Source organism: Acidobacteriota bacterium (assembly GCA_022340665.1).
Classification (GTDB): Bacteria; Acidobacteriota; Thermoanaerobaculia; order Thermoanaerobaculales; family Sulfomarinibacteraceae; genus Sulfomarinibacter.
In genome coordinates this window covers 73266-98360 of the sequence record JAJDNM010000148.1, presented here as the reverse complement: position 1 = coordinate 98360, position 25095 = coordinate 73266, and the positions used below count along the sequence as shown (strand labels likewise).

Below are 25095 nucleotides of genomic sequence, written 5' to 3'. Positions count from 1 at the left end.
CGTTAAAACGTTAAAACGTTGGAACGTTTAACGTTTGAACGTTCCAACGAATTCACGGCGATCATTCTCACGTAGCTCGCAAGAATTCGCGAATCAACGGGATCACGTCTTCCGAGGCGTCCTCGAGGATGTAGTGGCCGCAATCGGCGAAGCGGTGGACCTCCGCGTCAGGGTAGATCCTCTCCCACTCGGCGAGAAAATGATGATCGAAGACGAAGTCCCTGTCTCCCCAGCACACCAACACCGGTCGGTCGCGGAAGACATCCAGGCGGGCGGCGGTTTGGGAGACGATGTCGTACCCGGGCTCGCCAGCGTTCAGCGGAATGTCCTGCACGAAACGCAGGGTCGCGATCCGATCGTTCCAACTATCGTAGGGCGCGCAATACGCGTCGCGCACGTCCTTCGGCAGTCGTTTGCGAGTGCACGCGAGGTGGGTCGCGCCGCGAGCGAAACCGTTGAAACCACGAACCATCAGGGAACCGAAAGGCGTGTCTCGGACGATCCACAACTGCCACGGAAAGCTTTTGCTCTTCGGCAAATGAAACGCCGCAGTGTTGAGGATGACCAGGCGTTTGACCCGCTCCGGGTGGCGCACCGCCCATGCGAGTCCGATCATGCCTCCCCAATCGTGCACCACCAGATTCACACCATCGAGGTCGCAGTCCTCCATCAGCTTCGAAAAGTCCTCGACCCGGCGGCTCAGGGTGTAATCGTACGCCCCATCTTCCGGCTTGTCGGAGAGGCCGCAACCCATGTGGTCGGGAACGATGACCCGGAATTGGTCCCGCAGCTCCTTGACCAGGTCCCGATAGTAGAAAGACCAGGTTGGGTTGCCGTGAACGGCGACGACGGCTTCACCGCTTCCCTCGTCGAGGTAGTGGTACTTGAGACCGTCGAGATCGAGGTGATGCGCCTCGAACGGATACAGCCGTTGCGGAACAGGCCTCATCTCACCACAGCAGCTCGGCCATGGTGCAGTTGATGCCGCTTCCGATGCCGAGTATCGCGACCTTTTGACCACGATGGAGGCGCCCGGACTCCGCGAGCTTGGACAGCGCGATCGGCACGCCTGCCGGCCCGATGTTTCCGAAGTTCGGATAGAGGCGGAAGATCTTCTCGAGATCGATGCCGAGAACTCCTGCGAATTGCTCGGTGTGGACCTTGCTCACCTGGTGGACCACGAAGTGATCGATGGAATCCACCGTCCAGCCCAGCACCTCAGCCGCCTTCCCCCACGTCCGCACGGCAAGCTCCATGCCAGCCAAAAGCAGCTCGCGGGTCTTGGTCACCATTTGGTCGATATTGCCGGCACAGAGCCGGCAGTGTTGAGTCGCCGCGAGGTTCACGCTGCCGGTGAAAGCGTGGCCCTCCGGCTCGAGGTCCGATCGGCCGAGCACCATCGCCGCAGCGCCCGAGCCGAGAGTGAGGGACGCGAACTGCTCGCGGAAGGACGCCTCGTCGATCTCCGGATCTTGCATCCGCTTGACGGTAGCTTCGGTGATCTGGCGGCTGGTCTCGCCATTGACCAGAATGGCGTAGTCCACCTGCCCACGGTCGATCATATTGCCGACCATGTCCATGCCGTTGACGAAACCGAGGCACGCGTTGCCGAGGTCGAAATTCATGCACGTCTCGGGCAGGCCGAGCTCCGAATGGGCGATGCATGCGGTCGACGGCTCGAGGTAGTCACGGCAGACCGACGTGTTGATGAGGATCCCCAGCTTCGAGCGATCCACACCCGCCGCTTCGATCGCCTTCTCGCCCGCCATCGCCGCCACCCGGCTCGGCTGCATGCCCTCGTCCCAAACCCGCCTCTCCATGATCCCGGAGAGATCACGCAGCAGGTCCCTGCGGATACCGAGGCGGTCCATCGTCGGCGCCAACTGTTCCTCGATCTCCTCCGAGGTGATCGTGTGCGGCGCATCCACGTGGGAAACGCTCAAAACTGAAACGTTTTCGAATTTCATGATCTGCTCCAACGACGCGATTGATTCCGGGTATCGCGTAACTGTGGCACGGATCCCCGGGCCTCCCGGATTGAGGTCCAGATGTCGGAAGGTGAGCCTACCACCGCGCGTTGTGGCAAAAAAGGCGCACCGCGGCATGAATTTGCCGCATCGGCTTTCGTATCTCAGACATCGACATTGATCCACCGCCGGCTGCGCCAGATGAGCGCGAAGATGACGCCCTGCAGGCAGCGGTATCCGACCTGCAACGCCCACACCGCCGCCATGCCGTACCCGAGCACGGGGCCGATCAGAAAGGCGATCGGAAGGAACAGGCCCCACTGCAACGAGATCGACACCATCATCACCGTTCTGCTCGCGCCGGCCCCGAGCAGGGCATTCATCAGTACGCTGCCGAGGGTCTCGAGAACCATCGTCGCGCCCAGCAAACGCAACGGAAAGCGCGCCAGTTCGATCGTGTGCTCTTCGTGGAGAAAGATTCCGAGCAGCAGGTCCGGCGCGATGACCCCGACCAACGCTCCCACACCGACCACGAGCATCGCCAGGCGGCTTACGTCCCAACCCCACGTCACCGCATCTTCCTTTTCCCCGCGACCCAGAGCCTGGCCGACCAGGGATGCGGCAGCCAGCCCGAATCCAACGCCGGGGAGAATCGCGACCAGCAGCAGCTGCACCAAAACGTTGGAAGCGGCCAACTCGTCGGTGCCGATGCGTCCGATGATCCAGAACAAGGCGGTCATGCCAGTGGCGAAGAAGAAGCTCTGCAACCCGGCCGGTATCGAGAGTTTGAGCATCGACACCATCGTCTTTCGATCGGCGATGCCCCGGAGAAAGCCCGTTCCCCTTGCGTGGCGAACCGCAAGGGTGATGTAAATGACAGTGCCGAGATACGTGGAGATCGTCGTGCCCAGGCCGGCGCCCGCGGCTCCCAGAGCCGGCAGACCGAAGTGCCCGAAAATCAACACCCAATTGAGAATGATGTTGCAGCTGTGCATGATGACGAGGGTTTGGAGATAGCGGCGCGATTGCCCGATCCCGTTCCAGAATCCCCTAAAAGCGAAGTTCATCGCGATCGCCACCATGCCCGCAAGCCTCACCTGCAGGTACGGCACACCGATGCTCACAACCTCGGGATCGTCGACCAGAAACGGGAAAACGCGATCGGCGAACGCGATCAGGGTCAGCGACCACGGAATGGCCACCAGCAGCGCGATCAGCAGACCGGCGTTGAGGCCACTCGCCGTCTGATCTCGTCGCCCTTCTCCGAGCCGTCGAGCCGCGATCGCCTGCACGCCTGCCGACAAGCCCATGATGAATGCGACGGCCATGAAGTTTGCGAAGCTCCCCAATCCGACCGCCGCCAGCGAGGGCGCTCCGAGATAACCGACCATCGCCGTGTCGACGAGGTTCAGTACGTTCTGCGACGCCATGCCGCCGATGATGGGCAGGGCGAGGGCGAGGATCGTTCGGATTCGGCTGCGATCGAGCACGGCGCCGGACAGGATACGCCATCACCGCCGAACATCCACATTTCGTTGGTTGGTGAGCCTGTACGCCGGGTTGTGGCACTATGGAACGAGTTCAGAATGGCGGAGCAATAACCCGGGAGGACGTCGTGTATCGGAAGATTTCGCTCATCGTCACATCAGTGTTCATCATCGTCGCGGTCACCGGTAACGTCTCGGCCGACCAGGACCAGCCACCAAACCCAAAAGCCAAGGCGGTGGCCGACAGGGCGTTGGCCGACCTCGCAGCCTGGAAGAACCAGAACGCGCGCAACTACCTTCTCAAGCAGAAGAACGAGTTCGGTTCGACCCCCCAATACCAGGCGGCCTGGGCACTGCTGGAGATTCAGGACGGTGCGAGCGGCAAGAAGGAGATGGCAAAACGTGGAGTCGACAGTCTGTCTCAATTGAGCAAGAACGCCGCGGTGGATGCGGTCGCCTCGTACTATCTCGGCGAGGTCCTCTACGAACAGAACAAGAGAAAGGAAGCCAACGCCGCCTGGCAAACTGCGGCGAAGCAGGCCGAAACGCTGACAAAGAAATACCCGACCGATCCCACATCGCACTATTACCTGGGTGCCTCCCTGGTGCGAGCCAAAAAGTACCAGCAGGCGCGTGACGAACTGCTGACCGCGGTCCGGGCAGGCTTCGATCCGGCAATGGTCAACCACCAGATCGGCCTTTCGTATCTCTTTGCCGAATCGTGGCAGGAGGCCAAGGAGTCTTTCGACCTCGGCCTCGCAGTCGAACCGCGTTACGCGCCGATGTACTTCTGGCGCGCCATGGCCTGGGAGAAGCTGGACCGCAAGGACGAGATGCTGATCGACCTCGACCAGTACGTCAAACTCGCACCCGACGGACCCTTCGCCGGCAAAGCGCGAGCGGTGCTCAAGAGCGCGGGGAGATAGGACGACGGCGGAACGGCAGAACGGCAGCGATTGGAGCTTCTATAGCGCAAACGACACGCATGCTCTCGATTCTCGGTGGCTTCGAAAAACGCGTCGAGGCCGAACGGCCGTTGAGCCGTCGAGCCGAGATGGCCTAGAACGGCCTACCGATCCCCAGGTAGAACTTCGGCTTCGTCGAGCTGATGCCGATATTGGCGACCGGCCACGCGACGTCGGCCCACAGAGGACCTATCGGCGTCGACCAGCGGATGCCGATCCCGACGCCCACCGAGAAATCGAAGTCCAGGTCCTCCCGCGTCTCCCAGACCTGACCCACATCGGCAAAGATGGCGAGTCTCAGCGGATCCCATAGCACCGGGATTCTGAGCTCCTCGTTGAGCACGAACAGCACCGCGCCGCCGGCTGGAACCAGGGTGCCGTCACTGCCGTAGGTCACCGGTCCCACAGTGTTGAGATCGAAACCCCGAACGGACGATTGGCCTCCCGCAAAGAACTTCGCCTCGGTGTCGAGGCTCGTCCCCTTGAGGGGTTCGGCGATGCCGATCTTCACGGTCTGCATCCAGGTCGAACCAGCAAACGTTTCCAGCGCGAGGCCGAAACCCGTCAGCCAGCTCAGATACTCCAGCTCCGATCCGATGGCTTCACCGCTCCAACCGAAATCGGAGGTCAGCCCCCAGCCCTTGCGCGGGTCAAAGAAGAAATCGAACCGGTCCACTACCGATCGCAACCCGAGTGTCCCCACTCGAACGGTGATGTCGAACGGGAGAAAGTCGTCCGGGATCTTTTCGTATGTCCGGGTCCTGGTCCAACGGTAATAGCCCCCGACCTGCATGTCGTTCGGCAGGCGGTAGGTCGCCTCCAGCGAGGCCAGGAACTCGTCCTGGTCCAGAAAATCCGGATCATCCGGGGCGTCTCCCGTTGCGTAACCCACCGTCGATATGAACGAGAGATTTCCGCCGGGCGGCGGCGGAATCGAGCCGTAGAGGTACAGCTTCTGCTCCTTCGAATCCAGAGAACCGCGAAGGTTGAGGCCGACCCCCCGCCCGAACAGATTGTCGTCACGAATGCCGAAGGCGGCGCCGAAGCTTCGCTCGGTGCTCCAGCCGCCGCCCACCTCGACCGTCCAGCGGTCCTTTTCGACGACGTCGAACTCGACATCCACCTGGGAGTCGTCGATCGGCGTCGTCACGACAGTCGCGCGCTCGATGGGCGAGAAGTTAGCGATATCCGAAGCCGATTGATTCAACTCTCCCTCGGTCACGAAATCGCCCGGTGACAGGGCCACCCCCTTCGAGAGCACGCCTTCCGAGACGAACCTCCTGCCTTCGAAACGAATCTCTCTCACGGTCGGTCTGGGCCCCGGCTCCAAATTGACCTGAAGCCGCCGCTTCCCGGATGCATCGACCTCGACCGTGCTCGCCACGCTGACGTCCGTATATCCCGCCTCCTGGTACGTATTGCGAATGCCGCGGACGGCGGTATCGATCATCACACGGTCGAGCGGGATTCCGGACTCGAGCGCCAAGGCCTCCGCTTCGGTCACGCCGAGAGGATCGTCTCCGAGAATCTCCACCGAATCGATCGATGTTCGACCCCCGGCATCGACCACCAAATGGACCTCCGTAGAACCGTCGTCTCCGGGAAGCGTGAAAAAGTCCGTGACTTGCGCCTCCAGATAGCCGGCCCTTTGCAACACCCGTTCGACGCGCCGTCTCGCGATGTTTGGCCGGACGACCGCGTTGGCCAGCTCCGACGGCGCATCCAGCACTGCCCGAACGACCGCGATCGAACCGTCCGGCACGCCGTCGAGGAAGGGACCGCGAAGATCAGAAGGCTCTCCCTTCAGCACATCAACGACGATCTTTTCGTCGAGCCCTTCGATGGAGATCTCGGGTGCCAAATAGCCATCGCTGACCAGGTTTTGGCGAATCACCGATTCCATCTTGTCGAATGAAAGGCGCTTCATTGGCGGTCGCCTGTACAGGGCCGTGACCTCGCGTTCCACATCCCTGGCCAATGCATCTCCCTCGAAAGTCACGACCTGTCGCTCGCCTGGCTCGCAGGTGAACGCGAGAACCGGTGAGGATTCCTCCCCTTCCGATATCCCAATCACGCGAGCATTCTGATAGCCGTTCTGCGCCAGCAGCCTCTCCATACGCACTGCCGCCACGAACAAGAGAAAATCGTCGTACGGCTGCCCGCGGCGGAGACGCGTCGCCTTGCGAAGGCTTCGCTTGGACAACGGCCAGTCGCCGTCGAGGCGAATTCGGCGGATTTCGGGAACACCCTGGTCCAATATCGTCCCACCCCACTCGAATCTCTGGAAAACGTTGGCTCCTTGACTCTCGTCCTTCGTTTCCTCATACGCCTGCAGCGCGAGACTCCCGAAATGCGGAATGTTCCAGTACTGGATCATGGTCAGGCGATCCTGGACGTCGGAAAGGTTGGTGGCCAGGAAGAGAGCGAATTGATGACTCAATCGATGCCCGACCATGTATCGGGTGCTCGGATCGCTCTCCGTCTGAACCGCGATCTCCGCCGGTCTCAGCGTCACATTTTCGAATCCCAGCGCATTGCTGAGCCCCTGGGCGAGACCCTGCGTCGCAAAAACTGTTCCTCCGATTGCATCCTCGCCGCCAACAAGGTTCAAATCCGCTGCTGGGATGATTTCCAAAACCGGGTCGATCTCGGGATCTCCCGTGAACTCCGCCACGCCGCGCCTGACCTCGACCTCGTGCCCGGCCAGGGCCAGTACGCCGCCCGGCGCGATTTGCACCTCGCCCAGAAGGACGGGTTCGGCGGCGGTCCCGCCAACCCGTAACTGCTCCCAGTTGACATCGAACCGCCCGAGGTTGTTCTCGACCCTGATTCCGGCCAGTCCGCGAACCACCACATCGAGGCTGACGTCGTGCAGGAGATCGTCCTCTGGTACCGTCGAGTCGTCCGCCGTCAGGAAGCCGGCGACGTCGAACCTCTCGTCCCAGACACCGTCGACCAGCGTCATGTCTCCCGACACGTGGGCAAGGCGGTCCTCACGCGGCTCGAACGCCAGCCTGCCGTTCCACTTCGAAAGGATGCCGGCGGCCATGACAGTCACGCCGTCGAACTCCAGATCAACGCCCTCGCCGCTTACAGGGTCCCACCCACCACTGATGTCCACCTGTCCGTGGTTGACAATCGCGGTGCCATCAGTGATATCGAAGGCGCCACCGCCGTAGTCCACCACCAGATGTGCATCACGGACCTCCACTGGCGGATCACGAACCACGATCCGCCCGCCGCGGTGATCCACGGTGAACTGGCCCCGTACGCCGCCAGCTGCGGTCGCCAGGTCGGCCGGCACCTGCACGTCGGCGCCGATCTCGATCGGTTCGTCGATCGCTACCGGGTACGGCAGCATGTTGGCCACGGCCGGTGCCACCCGCGCTCGAAACCGCCCCCGGACCAGTCCGGCACCCGGATCATAGGTCGCTGATCCCTCGAGCCGGCTGCCCTCCCCGGCAAGCACAAAGGGTTCTATTTCCACACGCTCGCCCTTCACGGAGATCGCCAACGGACCCTCGGCGACGAGCTCGCCGGGCAGGTTCGACACCCTGAAATCTCTCGCCTCGACCGTCAGCTCTGGCCGTTCCCCGGTTGCCGGATCCCACGCAATCTCCGCCCGCAGATCGGTCTCGGCTTCCGCCTGAAAGTCGTCCAGACCGAGGACCTGGAGGAACGGACCCGATTTCACGCCGTCGGCTCGCACTGTCGCGCTGACCGGACCACCCGGAGCCTCGGGCCAAAACCACTCCGGCAATGGGAGGTCTCCAAACGGAATCTCGGCCCGGATGGTCCCGGGACCGGAAACCGTTTCGAACTGCTTCGTGGATACGGACAGCTTGCCGTCCGCGAGCTCGCCTCGCAGAACCAGGCTTTCCAGCAGAGGAACCTCGGCCACAGGCACCCATGAAAAGACGGCCTCACCCTGCGGACGATCGAAACTGCCAGCAAGGTGCAGCTCGCCGGCCATCTCACCGGTTATTGCCGCAGGAACTTCTACCGGAAACGCGGCCAGATCCAGGTCAGACCAGCTGAGGTCGATGTTGATCGGATCCGAGAGCTGTGCAACCGGTAACGAGATCGCGCCCGTCAGTACGCCCGAATATGCTTCAACTGAGATCTCGCTTACATCGACGATTTGAGGTGTGGCGAAAAAGGTTGCCCCGAGGGTGTCGATCACCCACTTGCCGATCTGCACATTCGACCCGATGATCTCGCCATTCACTCGAAATGAAGCATTCGCAGCTGCGACGGCTCCGTTCGCGGTGACGGCCCCCGACAGAGTCAACTGCATCGACGGCGCAAGCAACGGCACGAACTCCGCGAGGTCGTCGGCCCGCACCTCCCAGTCGCCCGCGATCTTCCGCTCCATTGGTTGCGCCCATCCGGACGCGACGCATGAAGCTCCTGGAGCGAGTGACAGCTCGACCCCCCAATCGAGGGATTCGGTGGAACCCGAGAGCGTAGCGGTCAGAGCCGAAAAACTACGTCCCGCGATTTCCGGTTCGCGCCATTCGAGAGAACCCGAGAAATGGGGTGCCGTCAGCGGACCGCTCATCGTCACCTCACCTTCGAGAGGCCCTCCGGCGACCAGGTCTCCTTCGATCGACGGCATCGACATCTCGAACGGTTCGAGCATCCGTGTCGGGGCGGCCGAGGTGAGATCGGCTCGAAGATCGATGCCGGATTCGGCGTCAACAGTTCCGCTCGCATGAATCTCGGTTCCGGCAGCGAGGACCTCGAGCTCTTCCAGCCGCCAGGAGCTCTCCCCCCCCGCGGCGCGAATGGCCATTCTGCCCCTCGGCGAATGCACGACGAGGTCGAAGTGGCCGGCGAGAAGGTCGGCAACGACTGGATAGGTGAGCGTTCCGTCGATCTCACCGCTGACGTTCGTGGGCCGCCCGACCAGGTCCGCGACACGCGGGGCGGCGAGCGTCAGCAGATCATCGACAGGCGCCTCTTTCAGGGATGCCCTGACGACCACGGCGCCCGGTCCCGAGAACATCAGCTCGGCTCGGCCCCACTCCTGATGTGCCAGTCTTACACTCGGCACGCTATCGACCAGGGAGAAGCCGATCTCTCCGAGGTCGTAGCCCGCAACTCGAATCGCATCGCCGCGGTGTTCGAGGTCGATCCTCGGCCCGGCGTCCCCGCCGAAGGCCACCGAGCCCTCGAGCTGGAGGTGCCCCGAGGGTTGGAGGCCGGTCGCGAGGTTCGGATCCCACCAGCTTGCGAGATTTGCCACATCGACCCCTGTCCTCACCTGGAATTCGCCGGCCACCCCGGAGTCGAACGAAACCTCTCCGCTGACCTGCACGCTGACCGCCGGTGAATCGAGCTCGAGACCCGTCACCCGCAGCCCTTCCGCTGATCCAGCAACCTCAGCGGCCACCACGCCCAGATCGAATACCCGGCCAGCCCTGTCGAGGGTCAACTGATCGGCTGACAGGGTTGCCGTGACGGATCCGGACACCAGGCGACTCTCGACGTTCAGCCCGTCGACGACCACTTCGGTTTCGGCGATCGATCCCGCACCGGCCACTTTTCGAATACGCAGCTCTTGAACCTCGATGAAATCCAGCGGGCCGATTGACTTCGAACCGGCCGACTCCGAGCGTCCTGGAAGCGCATCAAGATCGAGTCGCACGCCGTCGACGAGTAGCGTTTCAAGTCTGTACGGTGCTGAAACGACTTTCCGCCACCGCCATGTCGCCTCGAGGTTCTCGATCGATGCGACGCGGCGACCACCCGTCGTCAGCTCGAGATTTGAGGCCCTGAACCTCGTCGGCAGGACTCTGAAAGACACCTGTTCGCTCTCGACTCGCCATCCGCTGGCCTCCTCGATCGAGGCCGTCACGCGCTCCCAGACTGCCCGTTGAACGCCGGGGAGATGGATGACGAGGAGCAACGCGACCAGCAACCCCACCAGGGTCACGACGGCTATGCCGAGGAGGCGTCGGGTGCGCTTCATCTCCAGAGTTTACACGCGAGGCTTGCAAACCATCTGCCTTTCAATCGGCGTCGACTCACCTTTTCAAGCCGCAAAACCTCTCTATTTGGACACTTCCGACGATTGTGACCTCGCTGATTGCAGGCCGTCGATGCTAGACTTAAATCGGTAGGCATGTGCTTGCTTCTTGACCGGAGAGTAGCTTCGGACCGGACCGAAAGGTTCGGCCAGAAAAGGTGTGATGGCACCGTTCAGCCTTGATTTCTGGCGAAAACGACAGCCTCCTCCATCGCAGGAGGGGCGTCTCGTGCGTTCGCGCGAGGATAGAAAGCGCGAAGCTCTGGTGTGCACCGGAGACCACGAGCTCGGGGACGAGCTCTGCGGTCTGCTGAGTGATCGAGGCTACCTCCCGACACACCAACGCAACCCGTGGGCGGTGCGTTACTCGGCGCGGAAGAACATTCCCGACTTGGCCATCATCGACTGGAGCATGGGGCATCAGACGGCCTCCAAGCTGGCGACCTCGCTCAACCCGGCTCCCGGAATCGATTCCTGCGCTGTTCTCGCCCTCGTACCCCACGATGCCACTGTGAACCTGGCCGATATTCTCGAGCTCGGTGTCAGCGACTTCGTAATGTTGCCCCTCGACCACAAGCTCCTGGCGACCCGGTTGAGCCTGATCGAGATGCGCCTGCGGGAGCTGGACGACCTGCGTACTCTGCAGGAGGAGATGCAACAGGAATATCAGCGCTTCCTGATTGCCAGCGGAGGCCTCGACGACGGCATCTGGGACCTCGATCTCGCCACCGAGTCCGTGCATTTCTCCGATCGGTGGAAGGAGATGCTGGGCTATGCGCCAGGAGAGATCGAGGACACACTGGAGAGCTGGCTCAGCCGGGTGCACCCCGAGGATCTCACGAGGCTGCGCGCTATCCTCGATGCGGGCATCGCCGGAGAGATCTCGGTCATCGAGCAGCGGTACCGAATGTTGACCAAGAGCGGTGAATACCGCTGGATGCTGACCCGCGGCGAGGTTGTCGAAGATTCGAATGGCAGGGCGATACGTGCCGTCGGCCGGCAGATCGACATCGATCAGGACGCCCAGGCGAAAGAAACGGTTCGCAGCTCGGGCCTCCAGGACCCGTTAACCGGCCTGCCCAATCGGGCGGTGCTCGTCGACAGGCTCCGCCACGCATTTGCCAGAGCCCAGCGCGACCCGGATCAGGGTTTCGCCGTGCTCTTTTTCGACCTCGATCGATTCAAGAATGTCAACGACAGCCTCGGGCACATGCATGGAGACAAGCTGCTGAAAGCGATCGCCGAACGTGTCGAGAAGGCGTGCCGACCGGGCGACACGGTTGCTCGCTTCGGCGGTGACGAGTTCGTGATCCTGGTCGAAGACATCAAGGATATCCGCGGTGCAACAGTGGCGGCGGAAAGGATTCAAGAGGAATTCAAGGTGCCGTTCGACCTCGACGGTAACGAGGTCTTTGCCACGATCAGCATCGGAATCGCCCTCTGGAGCCCGGAGTGTGAACGCCCGGACGATCTACTCCGTGACTCCGACACCGCGATGTATCGAGCGAAGGCGCAGGGCCGCAACAGCTTCGTCGTGTTCGACGATCAGATGCACCGGCAGGTGGTGGCAACCCTGCGTCTCGAAAACGATCTGCGCCGCGCGCTCGCCCGCCAGGAGTTCAGGGTCTTTTACCAGCCGATCGTCGCAATCGGCGATGGCCATATCGCCGGCTTCGAGGCCTTGGTCAGGTGGCAGCACCCCGAGCGGGGGCTTCTGATGCCGGGTGATTTCATCTCGGTCGCCGAGGAGATGGGCGCCATCATTCAGCTCGACCGCTGGGTGGCCGAGGAGGCCTGCAAGCAACTGCGCAACTGGCACCAGAAGTACCGGGCCCACAGTCGCACCACGATGTCGGTCAACCTCTCTACGACTCAGTTGATGCGGCCGGACGTCGTCGCTGGTATCGACCTGATTCTTCGCAATAGCGGGCTCTACGGTCAGAGCCTCAAGCTCGAAGTTACCGAAAGCGTGCTCATGGAAAACGCGCAGTACGCGTCGGCGGTGCTCGAGCAACTTCGTGCCCTCGACATTGCAATCAGTATCGACGACTTCGGTACCGGATACTCCTCCCTCGCGTACTTGAGGCGTTTCGAGATTGACACCCTCAAGATCGACTACTCCTTCGTCTCGCGCATGCTCGAGGACGAGGAAAGTTCCGAGATCGTGCGCACGATTGTCACCCTCGCCAAGAATCTCGGCAAGGACACGGTCGCAGAGGGTGTACAGACGCGGTCGCAGTTCGAGGCGCTGGTCGACCTCGACGTCAACATGGTCCAGGGGTACTTCATCGCGCCACCACTGCCGCGAGAGGTCGCCGAGAGTCTGCTCGAAAGGACAGCCAGTCACCCCAATCACCTCGCGAAGATTCTCGCCGATCGCATGCAAGGCTCGGCCGCGCGACCCGGCGCTGCCACCTGAGAATTCAGAGTTCAAGAATTCAGAGCTTAGAGTTTTACCCATCCTGACAGATCAACCACGAACGAATTGACGACCCCTCTTAATTCTTAACTCGCAACTCTCAACTTCCCGGCGTTGGTCATTTCCTGCTACTATCTTCAGTCTTACCCGGTCATCTCACCAGGTTTCGTAACGAGGGCGGCGAAGGGTAGTGAGTTTTTGTGTTTTTCACAAATCGAGCGACGCAGGCGTAGTTGCACTGCGTTACGGCGCGCCTTCGGCGCTTGTGTCTCACCGTCACCAGCGCGCGTCCAATGGGCTCGCCTTCAGGCGAGCCCTCGGCCACCTTGCGCTGTTGTCGGCGGGGAGAGGAGCACGATTTGCGAAAAGCACGGCAGATGGCTGCCATTCGCCGGCCGCAGTAGACACCTGGTGAGAAGACCACGCTCAATTGAAACACGTTCGCCGTTTCGGTTGTTATGAGAATGAGCCCGGTCAGGGCGTCGCGACACCAGCACCCAGAGGTCAACATGAGCAACGGCACCGAGGCTGACATCTCAAGCGAGAACAACAGCGCGATCGAGACCCGCGAGTGGCTGGAGTCACTGGACTGGGTCCTCGATCACGGAGGACCCGAACGCGTTCGCCACCTTCTCGAAGATCTTCGAATCCACGCGCGGAAGGCCGGGGTGGCGATTCCGTTCAAGGCGACCACTCCGCACATCAACTCGATTCCGGTCTCCCACCAGCCGCCGTACCCTGGAAGCCGTGAAATCGAGCGCCGCATCAAGAGTCTCGTCCGCTGGAATGCGATGGCGATGGTGGTTCGGGCCAACCTCGAGGAGGACGGTATCGGCGGCCACATCTCGACCTACGCATCGGCCGCTACCCTCTACGAGGTCGGCTTCAACCACTTCTTCCACGGCAAGGGAGAGCACTATGACGGCGACCAGATCTATTTCCAGGGCCACGCCTCGCCCGGCATATACGCGCGCGCGTACCTCGAAGGCCGTCTCAGCGAAAAGCATCTTTTCAACTTCCGCCGCGAGTTACGGGACGGCTTGGGTGGCGGCCTGTCATCCTACCCCCACCCGTGGCTCATGCCCGACTTCTGGGAGTTCCCCACCGTTTCGATGGGGCTCGGACCGATCATGGCCATTTACCAAGCACGTTTCAATCATTACCTCGAGGATCGCGGCCTCCACCCGAAATCCGATCACAAGGTCTGGGCCTTCCTCGGCGATGGCGAAACCGACGAACCCGAAGCCCTCGGCGCGATCTCACTGGCGGGCCGGGAGAAGCTCGACAATTTGATCTTCGTGGTCAATTGCAACCTGCAGCGGCTCGATGGGCCCGTGCGCGGAAACGGCAAGATCATCCAGGAGCTCGAGGGCCATTTCCGCGGCGCCGGCTGGAACGTCATCAAGGTCATCTGGGGCGAAGACTGGGACCCGCTGCTCGCCAGAGATGATCAGGGATTGTTGGTTCGGCGGATGGGTGAGGTCGTCGATGGTGAAAGCCAGAAGTACTCGACATCGGATGGCGCGTACGTCCGCGAACATTTCTTCGGCAAGTATCCGGAACTCTCAGAGATGGTCGAAGACATGTCGGACGAACAGCTCCGTCGTCTGCGGCTCGGGGGTCACGACCCGACCAAGGTCTACGCGGCCTACAGGGCGGCGATCGAGCACACGGGTCAGCCGACGGTCATTCTCGCCCGCACCATCAAGGGCTACGGGCTCGGTGAGTCAGGCGAGGGGCGCAACATCACCCACCAGCAGAAGAAGCTCGCGCAGGATGAGCTACTCGAGTTCCGAACCCGCTTCGGGATTCCCCTGTCGGACGAGGAGGCGCGAAACGCGACCTTCTACCGTCCACCAGAGGGCAGCCCCGAACTCGTTTATCTGCAGGAACACCGGGCGAAGCTGGGTGGTCATGTTCCAACCCGGGGCGTGCGGTGTGAGCCCCTCAACCCGCCTCCGGATACGCTCTTCGCAGAGTTTTCCGAGGGTTCCGACGGCCGCGACATCTCGACGACCGGCGTTTTCGTGCGCATTCTCACCAAGTTGCTCAAGGACCAGCAGCTCGGCAAGCTGATCGTGCCGATCATCCCCGACGAGGCACGGACCTTCGGAATGGAATCCCTCTTCCGGCTGATCGGTATCTACTCCCACGCCGGACAGCTTTACGAACCGGTGGACGCCAACACCTTGATGTATTACCACGAGGCCAAGGACGGGCAACTCCTCGAGGAGGGCATCACCGAGGCCGGATCGATGAGCTCCTTCATCGCCGCCGGATGCGCCCACGCGACCCACGGCATCAACACGATCCCCTTCTTCGTGTTCTATTCGATGTTCGGCATGCAGAGGATCGGCGATCTGGTGTGGGCGGCGGGAGACATGAGAAGCCGAGGTTTCATGATCGGCGGTACGGCGGGACGAACCACCCTGAACGGCGAAGGCCTCCAGCACCAGGACGGAAACTCCCACCTGCTTGCCTATCCGGTGCCGAACCTGAAGGCTTACGATCCCGCGTTTGCGTTCGAGCTCGCCGCCATCATCAAAGACGGAATTCGCCGCATGTACGCGGAGCAGGAGGACGTCTTCTACTACATCACCGTCGAAAACGAGCCCTATCCGATGCCCGTTCAGCCCGCTGACTGCGAGGAGGGCATCCTCAGAGGTATGTACAAGTTCAGGCCGTCCAATCATGACGGTGCGCAGCTCCAGGCACATCTCTTCGGAAGTGGTGCCATCCTCAACCAGGTTCTCAGGGCGCAGGAGATCCTGGGCGAACGGTTCAACGTGGCAGCCGACGTCTGGAGTATCACGTCGTTCAAGGAGCTTTTCACGGACGGCGCCGACTGCGATCGGTATAACCGATTCCGTGCCGAGGAAGCCCGCAAGGAAACCTGGATCGAGCGCTGCCTCGGCAATACCGAGGGCGTGTACGTGATCGCGTCCGACTACGTCAAGGCCCTCCCCCACTCGATCAGCACATGGTTCCCCCGGCCGCCGGTAGCCCTCGGCACCGATGGCTTCGGCCGTTCCGAAAGCCGCGCCGCCCTGCGCCGATTCTTCGAGGTGGACGCCGAGTCGATTGTCGTCGCGACCCTCGACGCGCTGGCCGAGGACGGCAAGATCGATCGAAAAGTTGTCGATTCCGCGATCGCCGAGTTTGGCATCGATGCCGATGCACCGAACCCGGTGACCGTCTGAGGAGTCCGTGATGGCGACGACGAATATTCATCTCCCCGAGCTCGGCGAAGGCGTTGACAGTGTCGATGTCGTGGCAGTCCTGGTCTCGGTGGGCGACCTCATCGAGGTCGACCAGGGACTGATCGAGGTCGAGACCGAGAAGGCCTCCGTCGAGGTGCCATCGACCGCCGCAGGCACGGTGACCGAGGTCCACGTCAAGGAGGGTGATGTCCTCAGCGAAAACGCCCCAATCGTGACCCTCGAGAGCGTCGAAGACGAGAGCGCGGTTGAAACCGATCCCGATCCCGAACCCGACTCATCCCGACGAAGCCCCGAGGCGGAGCCCGATCCCGCTCCCGAAGGAGCAGAGGAGAAAAACGGAAAAGAGGCAGAGGAGCGCGACGAAGAGGAGCAGAGCAGTAAAGGGGAAGAGGAGGGTGAGGAAAGTTCGAAATTCGAAATTCGAAATTCGAAATCTGTGGGCGGCGCGCATCCCGAAATGCGAATACCGAAATCCGAATTCAAGAAACTCATTCCGGCGGCACCGTCCGTCCGTCGATTCGCGCGAGAGGTCGGGATCGATCTGTCGAACGTCGATGGCAGTGGCCCCGGAGGCCGCATTTCGATCGATGACGTCAAGGCCGAGACCAACAGACTCCTGTCTACTGGCAGTGCTTCACCCGGTACGGCACCCGCTCTCGAGTTGCCGGATCTGGAGCGATTCGGGCCCGTCCACCGGGAACCAATGACCAAGGTGCGAAAGGTCACGGCTGAAAACCTGACCCGCGCGTGGGCAACAGTCCCGCAGGTCACGAACCACGAAATCGTTGACATCACCGATCTCGAGCAGTTTCGCAAGGCCTACAAGGAGCGGGTGGCGGCAGCCGGCGGCAAGCTCACCATGACCGCCGTGCTGGTCAAGATCGTCGCCGCGGTCCTCAAATCCCACCCAATCCTCAACGCCGCGGTCGACATGGCGCGGCAGGAGATTATCTTCCGCTATTCGGTCAACATCGGCGTCGCCGTCGACACCGAGCGCGGTCTGCTGGTCCCCGTGGTCCGCGAGGCCGACACCAAGAGCCTGACCGAGATTTCAATCGAGCTCGACGATCTGGCGAATCGTGCGCGCTCCAAGAAGCTCAAGCCGGACGAGATGCAGGGCGGGACCTTTTCAATCTCCAACCTCGGCGGCATCGGCGGCACCGCCTTCACGCCGATCGTCAACTGGCCGGAGGTGGCGATTCTCGGCGTTTCGCGCGGGCGGATCCAGCCGCAGTGGCACGAGGGAGGATTCCGCCCGCGGTTGATGATGCCGCTGTCGCTGACCTACGACCACCGCATCGTCGATGGCGCCGACGCAGCCAGGTTCCTGGCAAAGCTCAAGGACACCCTCGAGCAGCCTCTCCTGCTGGCTCTCGAAGGGTGACCGAGGTACGGGCGCAAGCGGGCGGGCGAGCGGAACATTCAAACGTTTAGGGTTCAACGTTCAACGTTCCCACCCACCACCCGAGTATGGAAATCACGCAGAATGTCATGGATTTGTCACATCGCGAATCTCATGAGAGGATCACTCGGCCTGGAGGAATAATGAAACTGAATCTCGCCACCCTGATGACCGTCATTCTTGCTCTGCTGACCGCGGCCTGCGGGCAACAGGCGGAGGAAACCGCTCGAGAGGAAAGGGTTGCCGACCTGTCTTCCACCCTGCCTCGGATCATCGAGCCGGATCCCCGGGAAACCCATTTCAGCAAACTTCGGATGCTGACCGACGGTGGCGAAAACGCCGAGGCCTATTTCTCCTTCGCCGGCGACAAGCTCATCTTTCAGTCCACACGGCCGCCCTATGAGTGCGATCAGATTTTCGTGCTCGACACCGAGACTGCCGAGCCGTCGATCGCCTCGACCCGCCTCGGGCGCACCACCTGCGCCTACTTCCTGCCCGGCGACCAATGGATCATCTATGCCTCGACCCACGAGGGCTCGCCTGATTGCCCGCCGGTGCCGGACCACAGCCAGGGTTACGTGTGGCCGATCTACGACTCCTACGATATCTACCGCTCCCGTCCCGACGGGTCGGAGATCACCAAGCTGATTGACAGCCCCGGCTACGACGCAGAGGCCACCGTTTCCCCGACCGGCGACCGCATAGTCTTCACCTCCACCCGGGACGGCGACCTCGACATCTACTCCATGAACCTCGACGGCTCCGATATTGTCCGTCTGACCGACGAGATTGGCTATGACGGCGGTCCCTTCTTCTCGCCCGACGGCACGAAGATCGTCTACCGTACACGCCACCCCTCCGACCCGGCCGAGATCGAGGATTACCAACGGCTCCTCGCCGATGGTCTCGTCCGCCCCTCGAAGCTCGAGATCTGGTTGATGGACGCGGACGGCTCCAACAAGCGCCAAGTCACCGACCTCGGCGTCGCTTCTTTCGCGCCCTTCTTCCACCCGTCGGGCGAAAAGATCATCTTCTCGAGCAATTACGGCGATCCTTCGGGTCGCGAGTTCAACCTTTGGATGGTCGATCTCGATGGCTCCAACCTCGAACAGATCACCTTCACCGAGAACTTCGACGGCTTCCCGATGTGGGCCCCGAACGGCACCACCTTCGCCTTCTGCTCCAACCGCCACAACTCCAAGCCGGGCGAAACGAATGTTTTTGTGACCGAGTGGGTCGAGTAACGAGCTATCCACCATCGGCTCTCAACCATCAGGTCCCCCAGCCGACGTTGGTGCTGCGACCTCCAACGTTTAACGTTGAACGTTCAAACGTTTGTGCGTTTTTCTGCTAATTTGGACCTGAGCGAAATGCGATGCCCGACAACTCGATAGAGCTCACCAGCCGGTACGGCATGAACACCGAGGAGTTCTCGGCGCTGATGAAGTACCGCGTGATCGAGATTCTCCTCGTCGCCTCGCACTACGACTCGTTCATTCTCGAAGAGGACGGTCAGCTCACCGAGCTGGTCATTGAGGAGTATCGAAACCTCGATCTCAACCTTCGTTTCGCACCCCGATTCACGCGCGCATCCAACGCAGCCGAGGCTCTGCGTCTGATCGAGGAACGTAACTTCGACATGGTCATCACCACGCCTCGGTTGCCGGACATGGAGATCGGTAATCTCGTCCACCTGATCAAGCAGGATCGTCCCAGGCTCCCTGTCGGCCTGATCGCAGCACACGCCTGGGAGCTGCCGTGGCTGGAGGACCTGCGGAAGGGCGGAGAGCTCGATTGGACCTTTCTCTGGCAGGGCAACGTCCAGTCGCTGCTGGCGATGATCAAGCAGATCGAGGACCGCCGCAACGCTGAACACGACATCCTGGTCGGCGGCGTACAGGGCATCATCCTGGTCGAGGACGAGCCCCGTTTTTACTCGGTCTACCTGCCTCATTTCTACACCGAGATCACCAGCCAGACCGGCCGCCTGATGTCCGAGGGCATCAACCTTTCCCACCGCCTGCTGCGCATCCGGGCGCGGCCGAAGATCCTGCTGGCGCAGGACTACGAGGAGGCATGGGAGCTCTACGAGCGATACAACGGCAGGATTCTCGGCATCATCACCGATGTCTCGTTTCCCCGTGGGGGCGAGTTCGACTACGAGGCCGGGATCGCCCTCGCCAAGAGGATCCGCGAAGACGACGAGGATCTGCCGATCCTCGTCCAGTCGATGGAATCCGAGCATCGCGCCAGAGCCGAGGAGATCGGCGCTCAGTTCATGAGCAAAAAGTCGCCCCACCTTCTCGAGGACCTCCGCGAGTACATCCTCGAGAACTTCGGATTCGGCGATTTCGTCTTCAAGATGCCGGATGGGACCCCGATTGCCCGCGCTGCCGACGTCCGGGAGATGTTGCGCGTGCTACCGGAGGTACCGGACGACTCGCTCGTGTTCCACGCCAGCCGCAATCATTTTTCGGCCTGGTTCAAGGCGCGCACCGAGTTCGAACTCGCCACGAATCTGAGACCACGCACAGTCACCGAATTCGAATCTCCGGCGGATCTGAGAAGCTATCTCATCACGACGATCACCGGCTACCTGCGAGAAATCCAGCAGCACGTCATCACCGATTTCAAGGGCGAGACCTTCAACGATTTCGCGGCATTTTCCAAGATCGGAACCGGGTCCCTCGGCGGCAAGGGGCGAGGGCTCGCCTTCATGCACAAAATCCTCGCCCGCCAGGTGTTGGACACCGATGAGGTCGAGGTCGCGGTCCCACAGACCGTGGCCCTCGCGTCGGACATCTACGAGGACTTTCTCGAAGATAACCGGCTCCGCGGTTTCGTTACCCGCGCGAGTGAAATGACAGACCAGCAGGTGCTCGACTACATACGTCGCAGCCGCTTTCGGCACGCACTCCGGTCAGATCTCGGCGCCTTTCTCGAGAGAGTCTGCGAACCGATCGCGGTGCGCTCTTCCAGCATCCTCGAGGACTCGGTCTACCAGCCCTTCGCCGGCGTCTACGCCACCATCATGCTTCCCAACAACCACCCCTCGCTCGACGTGCGACTGGCGCAGCTGCTCGAGGCGATCAAGGTCGTCTACGCCTCGACCCTGTTCCAGAATGCGCGCGACTACCTCGAGACGACTCCCTTTCGAATCGAAGAGGAACTGATGGCGGTGCTGATCCAGCGCCTGGTCGGCAGCCGTCATGGCGACCGCTTCTATCCGACCTTCTCGGGCGTGGCCGCTTCCTACAACTTTTACCCGTTTGGTGAGATGAAATCGGAGGACGGCGTTGTTCAGGTTGCCCTCGGGCTCGGCAAATCCGTGGTCGAGGGTTTCGAGGCCCTCCGCTTCTGCCCTCGCCAGCCACAGGTCCTACCGCAGTTCTCCGCCGTCAAGGACATCCTGCGAAATGCCCAAAGACGATTCTATGCTCTCGACATGTCGAGGAATGACGTGATTCCGGGCGTCCGGACCGATGTGAATCTGGTTCACGACGAGGTCATCGAAGCGGTGCGCGACGGTGCAGCGTCAACCATCGTCTCCACTTATGACCGTGCCAACGACCGGATCATCCCGGGGCTCGACGATCGGGGCTCGCCGATCATCTCCTTCGCGCCGATCCTCCAGGGACGGATCATGCCACTGCCCGACATTCTGGATCGCCTTCTCGGCGTCTGCCAGAACGGCATCGCGAGCCCAGCCGAAATCGAGTTCGCGGCGGATATCAAACCGGGACTGGGGCAACGCCAGGTCTTGAACGTCCTTCAGCTTCGGCCAATGGTTTTCGAGGACACGGATGTCGAACTCGACCTCGAACTCGACGAGTCGATTGCTCAACGGGCATTCGTCCGCTCGGACGTCGCCCTCGGTCACGGGAGGCGCGAAACCATATCCGATCTCGTCGTCGTCGATGCGCGTCGCATGGACCGGTCACAGACCACCGAAGCGGCCTCATCCATCGAACGGATCAACCGCGTGCTCCGTCGCGAAGGAAGACAGTCGATCCTCATCGGGCCGGGACGCTGGGGCTCACGTGACTCCTGGCTCGGCATTCCCGTCACCTGGCCGCAAATCTCGACCGTGCGCGCGATCGTCGAAACCGATTTTGCAGATCTGCAGGTCGAGCCCTCGCTCGGCTCCCACTTCTTTCACAACCTGACCTGTTTCGGCGTCGCCTTCTTCGGTGTCCACACCCAGGACCAGAGCGGGGTCATCAACTGGGACTGGCTCGACCGTCAGGAACTCTTCGGTGAGGCGCTGGATGGAGTCATTCGCCACATCCGGCTCGATCAGCCGGCCCAGGTCCTGGTTGACGGATCAAGCAGTCGGGGGGTGATTTTGGAGTCGTAGATCCGATCCCGCTCCCATTCCCATTCCCGCTCCCGAGACAATTGGCAAAAGACGGAATAGCGGAGTCTGTCTTGATTCCTCTGCCTCTTTCAGAGGTGGACAGCGGTATGGGGTTCGGGAACAGGATCGGGATCGAAAGGCCGCGCTCAATCCATTTGTGAACTCAGTCACAAAACCCTTGCAAGCCTCGACACCGTGAAGTATTCTCCTCGGCGTCAACGAGACGTCGATTCGTCGTTGATTGAAATCCCAAAACGCAGGAGGAAGGGCCCATGCGTCCAGTCGAGAAACTTTTTGCTGAGCAGTTTGTGCGCGGCGTGGTTGCGCGAAACCCGGGTGAGCCGGAGTTCCACCAGGCCGTACAGGAGGTCGTGGAATCCCTGGTGCCGGTACTCGAGCGCCACACCAAGTACCTCGATCATCGCATCCTCGAACGGATCGTCGAACCGGAGCGGGTCATCCTCTTTCGCGTGCCGTGGATGGACGACCGGGGCGAGGTCCAGGTCAACAAGGGTTACCGTGTCGAGTTCAACTCTGCCATCGGGCCGTACAAGGGCGGACTCCGCTTCCATCCGACCGTTAACCTCGGCATTCTGAAGTTTCTCGGATTCGAGCAGGTCTTCAAGAACTCCCTGACCACCCTCCCGATGGGCGGCGGCAAAGGTGGCTCGGACTTCGACCCGAAGGGCAAGTCCGACAACGAGGTGATGCGCTTCTGCCAGAGCTTCATGACCGAGCTCTGCCGTCACATCGGCGCTGACACCGACGTTCCGGCCGGTGACATCGGCGTCGGTGGCCGCGAGATCGGCTTCCTATTCGGTCAGTACAAGCGCATCAGGGACCGGTTCGAGGGCGTTCTGACCGGGAAAGGCCTCAACTGGGGCGGCAGCCTGATTCGTCCGGAAGCTACCGGCTACGGCTGCGTCTACTTTGCGCAGGACATGCTGGGCACCCGCGACGACAGCTTCGACGGCAAGCGGGTCGCCATTTCGGGTTCCGGGAACGTTGCCCAGTATGCCGCCGAGAAGTGCCTCGAGCTCGGCGCCAAGGTCGTGACTCTCTCCGACTCCTCGGGCTTCGTCGTCATTGAAGACGGTTTAACCAAGGAAATGTGGGACGACCTGATGGACCTCAAGAACATCCGCCGCGGCCGGATCCGCGAGCTGGCCGACAAGTTCTCCGGCGTCACCTACCAGGAGGGCACCGGCGTGTGGAACGTGAAGTGCGAGATCGCGCTGCCCTGCGCCACTCAGAACGAGCTCGACGAGAACGACGCCAAGACGCTACTGGACAACGGGTGCTTCGTAGTATCCGAGGGCGCCAACATGCCCTCGACTCCGGAAGCCGTCGAGCTCTTCATCGAGAAGAAGATCCTCTACGGTCCCGGCAAGGCCGCCAACGCCGGTGGTGTCGCGGTATCCGGCCTCGAGATGTCGCAGAACAGCCAGCGCCTTTCCTGGACCCGCGAGGAGGTGGACAACCGCCTGCGCGAGATCATGAACCGTATTCACGAAGCCTGCGTCACCACCGCTGCCGAATACGATCAGCCTGGCAACTACGTGGTCGGCGCGAACATCGCCGGGTTTGTCAAGGTCGCCGACGCGATGATCGATCAGGGGCTCGTCTAGAAAAACGGCGGCCCAAGACTGAATGAGCTGAACACGGCGGTCCTGCGGGGCCGCCGTTTTTGAATTCGGAAGTCGGAATTCTGAATTCGGAGTTTTCCGCCACCATATCTTGAACCCGACGGGATGGCCGAGCGGCATTCCGAATTCCGGACTCCGAATTCTGAATTTGTCGGCTGTGCGATCATGAACTTGACGGAGACCCTACAATGAACGACCTACCCTCCTACAACGCCTTCACCGACGCTCTCGCGCAGTTCGATCGCCTCGCCGACCTTATGGCGCTCGATAAGCCGACGAGAGCACTCCTTCGCTGCCCCGCCCATGAGCACCGATTGACCCTTCCAGTGAGGCTCGACAATGGCACGATCGAGGTTTTTCACGGTTTCAGAGTCCAGCACAACGACGCCCGCGGACCCGCCTGGGGCGGAGTACGTTTTCATCCGCAGGAGACGATCGACACGGTGCGGGCCCTCGCCATGTGGACGACCTGGAAGACCGCCGTCGTCGACATCCCCCTCGGCGGGAGCATGGGCGGCGTCGTTTGCGATCCTCACCGTTTGAGCACCGCCGAGATCGAACGGATTTGCCGTGCCTGGATACGCCGGATCGCCCGTAATATCGGTCCCCAGCGTGATGTTCCGGCACCCGACGTCATGACATCGGGCCAGCACATGACCTGGATGCTCGACGAGTATGAGGCGCTGCGCGGCAACCGTATCCCGGGTGCCATCACCGGCAAGACCCTCGGCGCCGGCGGATCGCTCGGTCGCCTCGAGGCGGCCGGATACGGCCTCGTTTACAACCTGAGAGAAGCCCTCAAGGAGCTGGGCATCGAAGTTTCCGCAACCGCCGCCAGCGTGCAGGGGTTCGGCACGGTTGCCCAGCACGCGATCCAGCTCTACCACCAGATCGGCGGCACCGTGACCTGCGTCTCGAGCTGGGATCCGGAGGCGGGCGCCCCGGCTGCCTACCGCAAGGCCGACGGCATAGACCTCGAAGAGCTGCGCCAGGCATCCGATCGTCTCGGCAACGTCAATCCGTCAAAAGCGAGAGATCTCGGCTACGAGGTCCTCGAAGGCGACGCGTGGTTGTCGCAGGAGGTCGACATCCTGATCCCCGCTGCCCTGGAGTATCAGATCACTGAAGACAACGTCGGCTCGGTCTCCGAGCGCGTACGCATCGTCGCCGAGGGTGCAAACGGGCCGACCACTCCCGACGCCGAAGCGCGGTTGTTCTCCCGTGGAATATTCGTCATACCCGACATTCTGGCGAACTCGGGCGGCGTCACCTGCAGCTACTTCGAGCAGGTGCAGAGCAACATGAACTACTACTGGCCCCTCTCCGAGGTCCTCAGCAAGCTCGATCGCACGCTGACTGCCGCGTTCGTCGCGGTTTCCGACCTGTCCTCCTCCAAGTCGTTGACAATGCGTGACGCGGCGCTGGTGATTGCCATCGACCGGGTGGCGAGGCAGTGCAAAGAGCGGGGATGGCTTTAAATGAGTGTTGAGTTTTCAGTTTTGAGTTTTGAGTCGCCACTCGCCCTCCCCTCGAGACCGCAACGGGTGGCGCGAACTCAAAACTCAAAACTCATAACTCAAAACTTGGGCGGATTTCGAAT

Annotated in this window: 12 protein-coding genes; 8 read left to right on the top strand and 4 right to left on the bottom strand. The window is 61.6% G+C overall.

Annotation, left to right across the window (positions count from 1 at the left end; translation table 11 throughout):
• Nucleotides 1-67 precede the first annotated feature (67 nt).
• The 3 genes from LJE93_16970 to LJE93_16960 all read right to left on the bottom strand — a co-directional run bounded on the left by LJE93_16970 (nucleotide 68) and on the right by LJE93_16960 (nucleotide 3457).
• The gene (locus LJE93_16970; protein MCG6950608.1) at nucleotides 68-949 is read right to left on the bottom strand and encodes an alpha/beta fold hydrolase; all 882 of its coding nucleotides are present in this window, start codon (nucleotides 947-949) and stop codon (nucleotides 68-70) included.
• 1 nt (nucleotide 950) lies between these two features.
• The gene (locus LJE93_16965) at nucleotides 951-1967 is read right to left on the bottom strand and encodes a 3-oxoacyl-ACP synthase III (protein ID MCG6950607.1); all 1017 of its coding nucleotides are present in this window, start codon (nucleotides 1965-1967) and stop codon (nucleotides 951-953) included.
• Nucleotides 1968-2131: 164 nt separating this feature from the next.
• Nucleotides 2132-3457: an MATE family efflux transporter gene (locus LJE93_16960; GenBank protein ID MCG6950606.1), complete on the bottom strand. Its 1326-nt coding sequence runs from the start codon at nucleotides 3455-3457 to the stop codon at nucleotides 2132-2134.
• 125 nt (nucleotides 3458-3582) lie between these two features.
• On the opposite strand from LJE93_16960, the gene LJE93_16955 reads away from it, so the two are divergent.
• Nucleotides 3583-4380, top strand: coding sequence for a tetratricopeptide repeat protein (locus LJE93_16955; protein ID MCG6950605.1), 798 nt, complete (start codon nucleotides 3583-3585; stop codon nucleotides 4378-4380).
• Between the two features lie 133 nt (nucleotides 4381-4513).
• On the opposite strand, the gene LJE93_16950 is transcribed toward LJE93_16955, so the two are convergent.
• Nucleotides 4514-10393 carry a BamA/TamA family outer membrane protein gene (locus LJE93_16950; GenBank protein MCG6950604.1) on the bottom strand — a complete coding sequence of 1960 codons (5880 nt, stop codon included), beginning with the start codon at nucleotides 10391-10393 and terminating at the stop codon, nucleotides 4514-4516.
• A 286-nt stretch (nucleotides 10394-10679) separates the two neighbouring features.
• On the opposite strand from LJE93_16950, the gene LJE93_16945 reads away from it, so the two are divergent.
• The 7 genes from LJE93_16945 to LJE93_16915 all read left to right on the top strand — a co-directional run bounded on the left by LJE93_16945 (nucleotide 10680) and on the right by LJE93_16915 (nucleotide 24973).
• Entirely contained in the window at nucleotides 10680-12869 is a 2190-nt protein-coding gene (locus LJE93_16945; GenBank protein MCG6950603.1) for an EAL domain-containing protein, read from the top strand.
• Nucleotides 12870-13378: 509 nt separating this feature from the next.
• Nucleotides 13379-16069, top strand: coding sequence for a pyruvate dehydrogenase (acetyl-transferring), homodimeric type (gene aceE / locus LJE93_16940; protein ID MCG6950602.1), 2691 nt, complete (start codon nucleotides 13379-13381; stop codon nucleotides 16067-16069).
• Between the two features lie 10 nt (nucleotides 16070-16079).
• Entirely contained in the window at nucleotides 16080-17474 is a 1395-nt protein-coding gene (locus LJE93_16935) for a 2-oxo acid dehydrogenase subunit E2 (protein MCG6950601.1), read from the top strand.
• Between the two features lie 161 nt (nucleotides 17475-17635).
• A complete protein-coding gene (locus LJE93_16930) occupies nucleotides 17636-18736 on the top strand; it encodes a hypothetical protein (GenBank protein ID MCG6950600.1) in 1101 nt (366 codons plus the stop codon).
• Between the two features lie 131 nt (nucleotides 18737-18867).
• Nucleotides 18868-21849, top strand: coding sequence for a histidine kinase (locus LJE93_16925; GenBank protein MCG6950599.1), 2982 nt, complete (start codon nucleotides 18868-18870; stop codon nucleotides 21847-21849).
• A 272-nt stretch (nucleotides 21850-22121) separates the two neighbouring features.
• Nucleotides 22122-23477 carry an NADP-specific glutamate dehydrogenase gene (gene gdhA / locus LJE93_16920; GenBank protein ID MCG6950598.1) on the top strand — a complete coding sequence of 452 codons (1356 nt, stop codon included), beginning with the start codon at nucleotides 22122-22124 and terminating at the stop codon, nucleotides 23475-23477.
• 206 nt (nucleotides 23478-23683) lie between these two features.
• Nucleotides 23684-24973, top strand: a complete 1290-nt coding sequence (locus LJE93_16915; protein ID MCG6950597.1) for a Glu/Leu/Phe/Val dehydrogenase — start codon at nucleotides 23684-23686, stop codon at nucleotides 24971-24973.
• The last annotated feature ends 122 nt before the right edge of the window (nucleotides 24974-25095 follow it).

Bases quoted from the DNA above. Each gene is read 5' to 3' on its own strand.
- LJE93_16925 (MCG6950599.1), top strand. From the start codon at position 18,868: ATGCCCGACAACTCGATAGAGCTCACCAGCCGGTACGGCATGAACACC.
- gdhA (MCG6950598.1), top strand. From the start codon at position 22,122: ATGCGTCCAGTCGAGAAACTTTTTGCTGAGCAGTTTGTGCGCGGCGTG.
- LJE93_16930 (MCG6950600.1), top strand. From the start codon at position 17,636: ATGAAACTGAATCTCGCCACCCTGATGACCGTCATTCTTGCTCTGCTG.
- LJE93_16970 (MCG6950608.1), bottom strand. From the start codon at position 949: ATGAGGCCTGTTCCGCAACGGCTGTATCCGTTCGAGGCGCATCACCTC.
- aceE (MCG6950602.1), top strand. From the start codon at position 13,379: ATGAGCAACGGCACCGAGGCTGACATCTCAAGCGAGAACAACAGCGCG.
- LJE93_16935 (MCG6950601.1), top strand. From the start codon at position 16,080: ATGGCGACGACGAATATTCATCTCCCCGAGCTCGGCGAAGGCGTTGAC.
- LJE93_16915 (MCG6950597.1), top strand. From the start codon at position 23,684: ATGAACGACCTACCCTCCTACAACGCCTTCACCGACGCTCTCGCGCAG.
- LJE93_16950 (MCG6950604.1), bottom strand. From the start codon at position 10,393: ATGAAGCGCACCCGACGCCTCCTCGGCATAGCCGTCGTGACCCTGGTG.
- LJE93_16965 (MCG6950607.1), bottom strand. From the start codon at position 1,967: ATGAAATTCGAAAACGTTTCAGTTTTGAGCGTTTCCCACGTGGATGCG.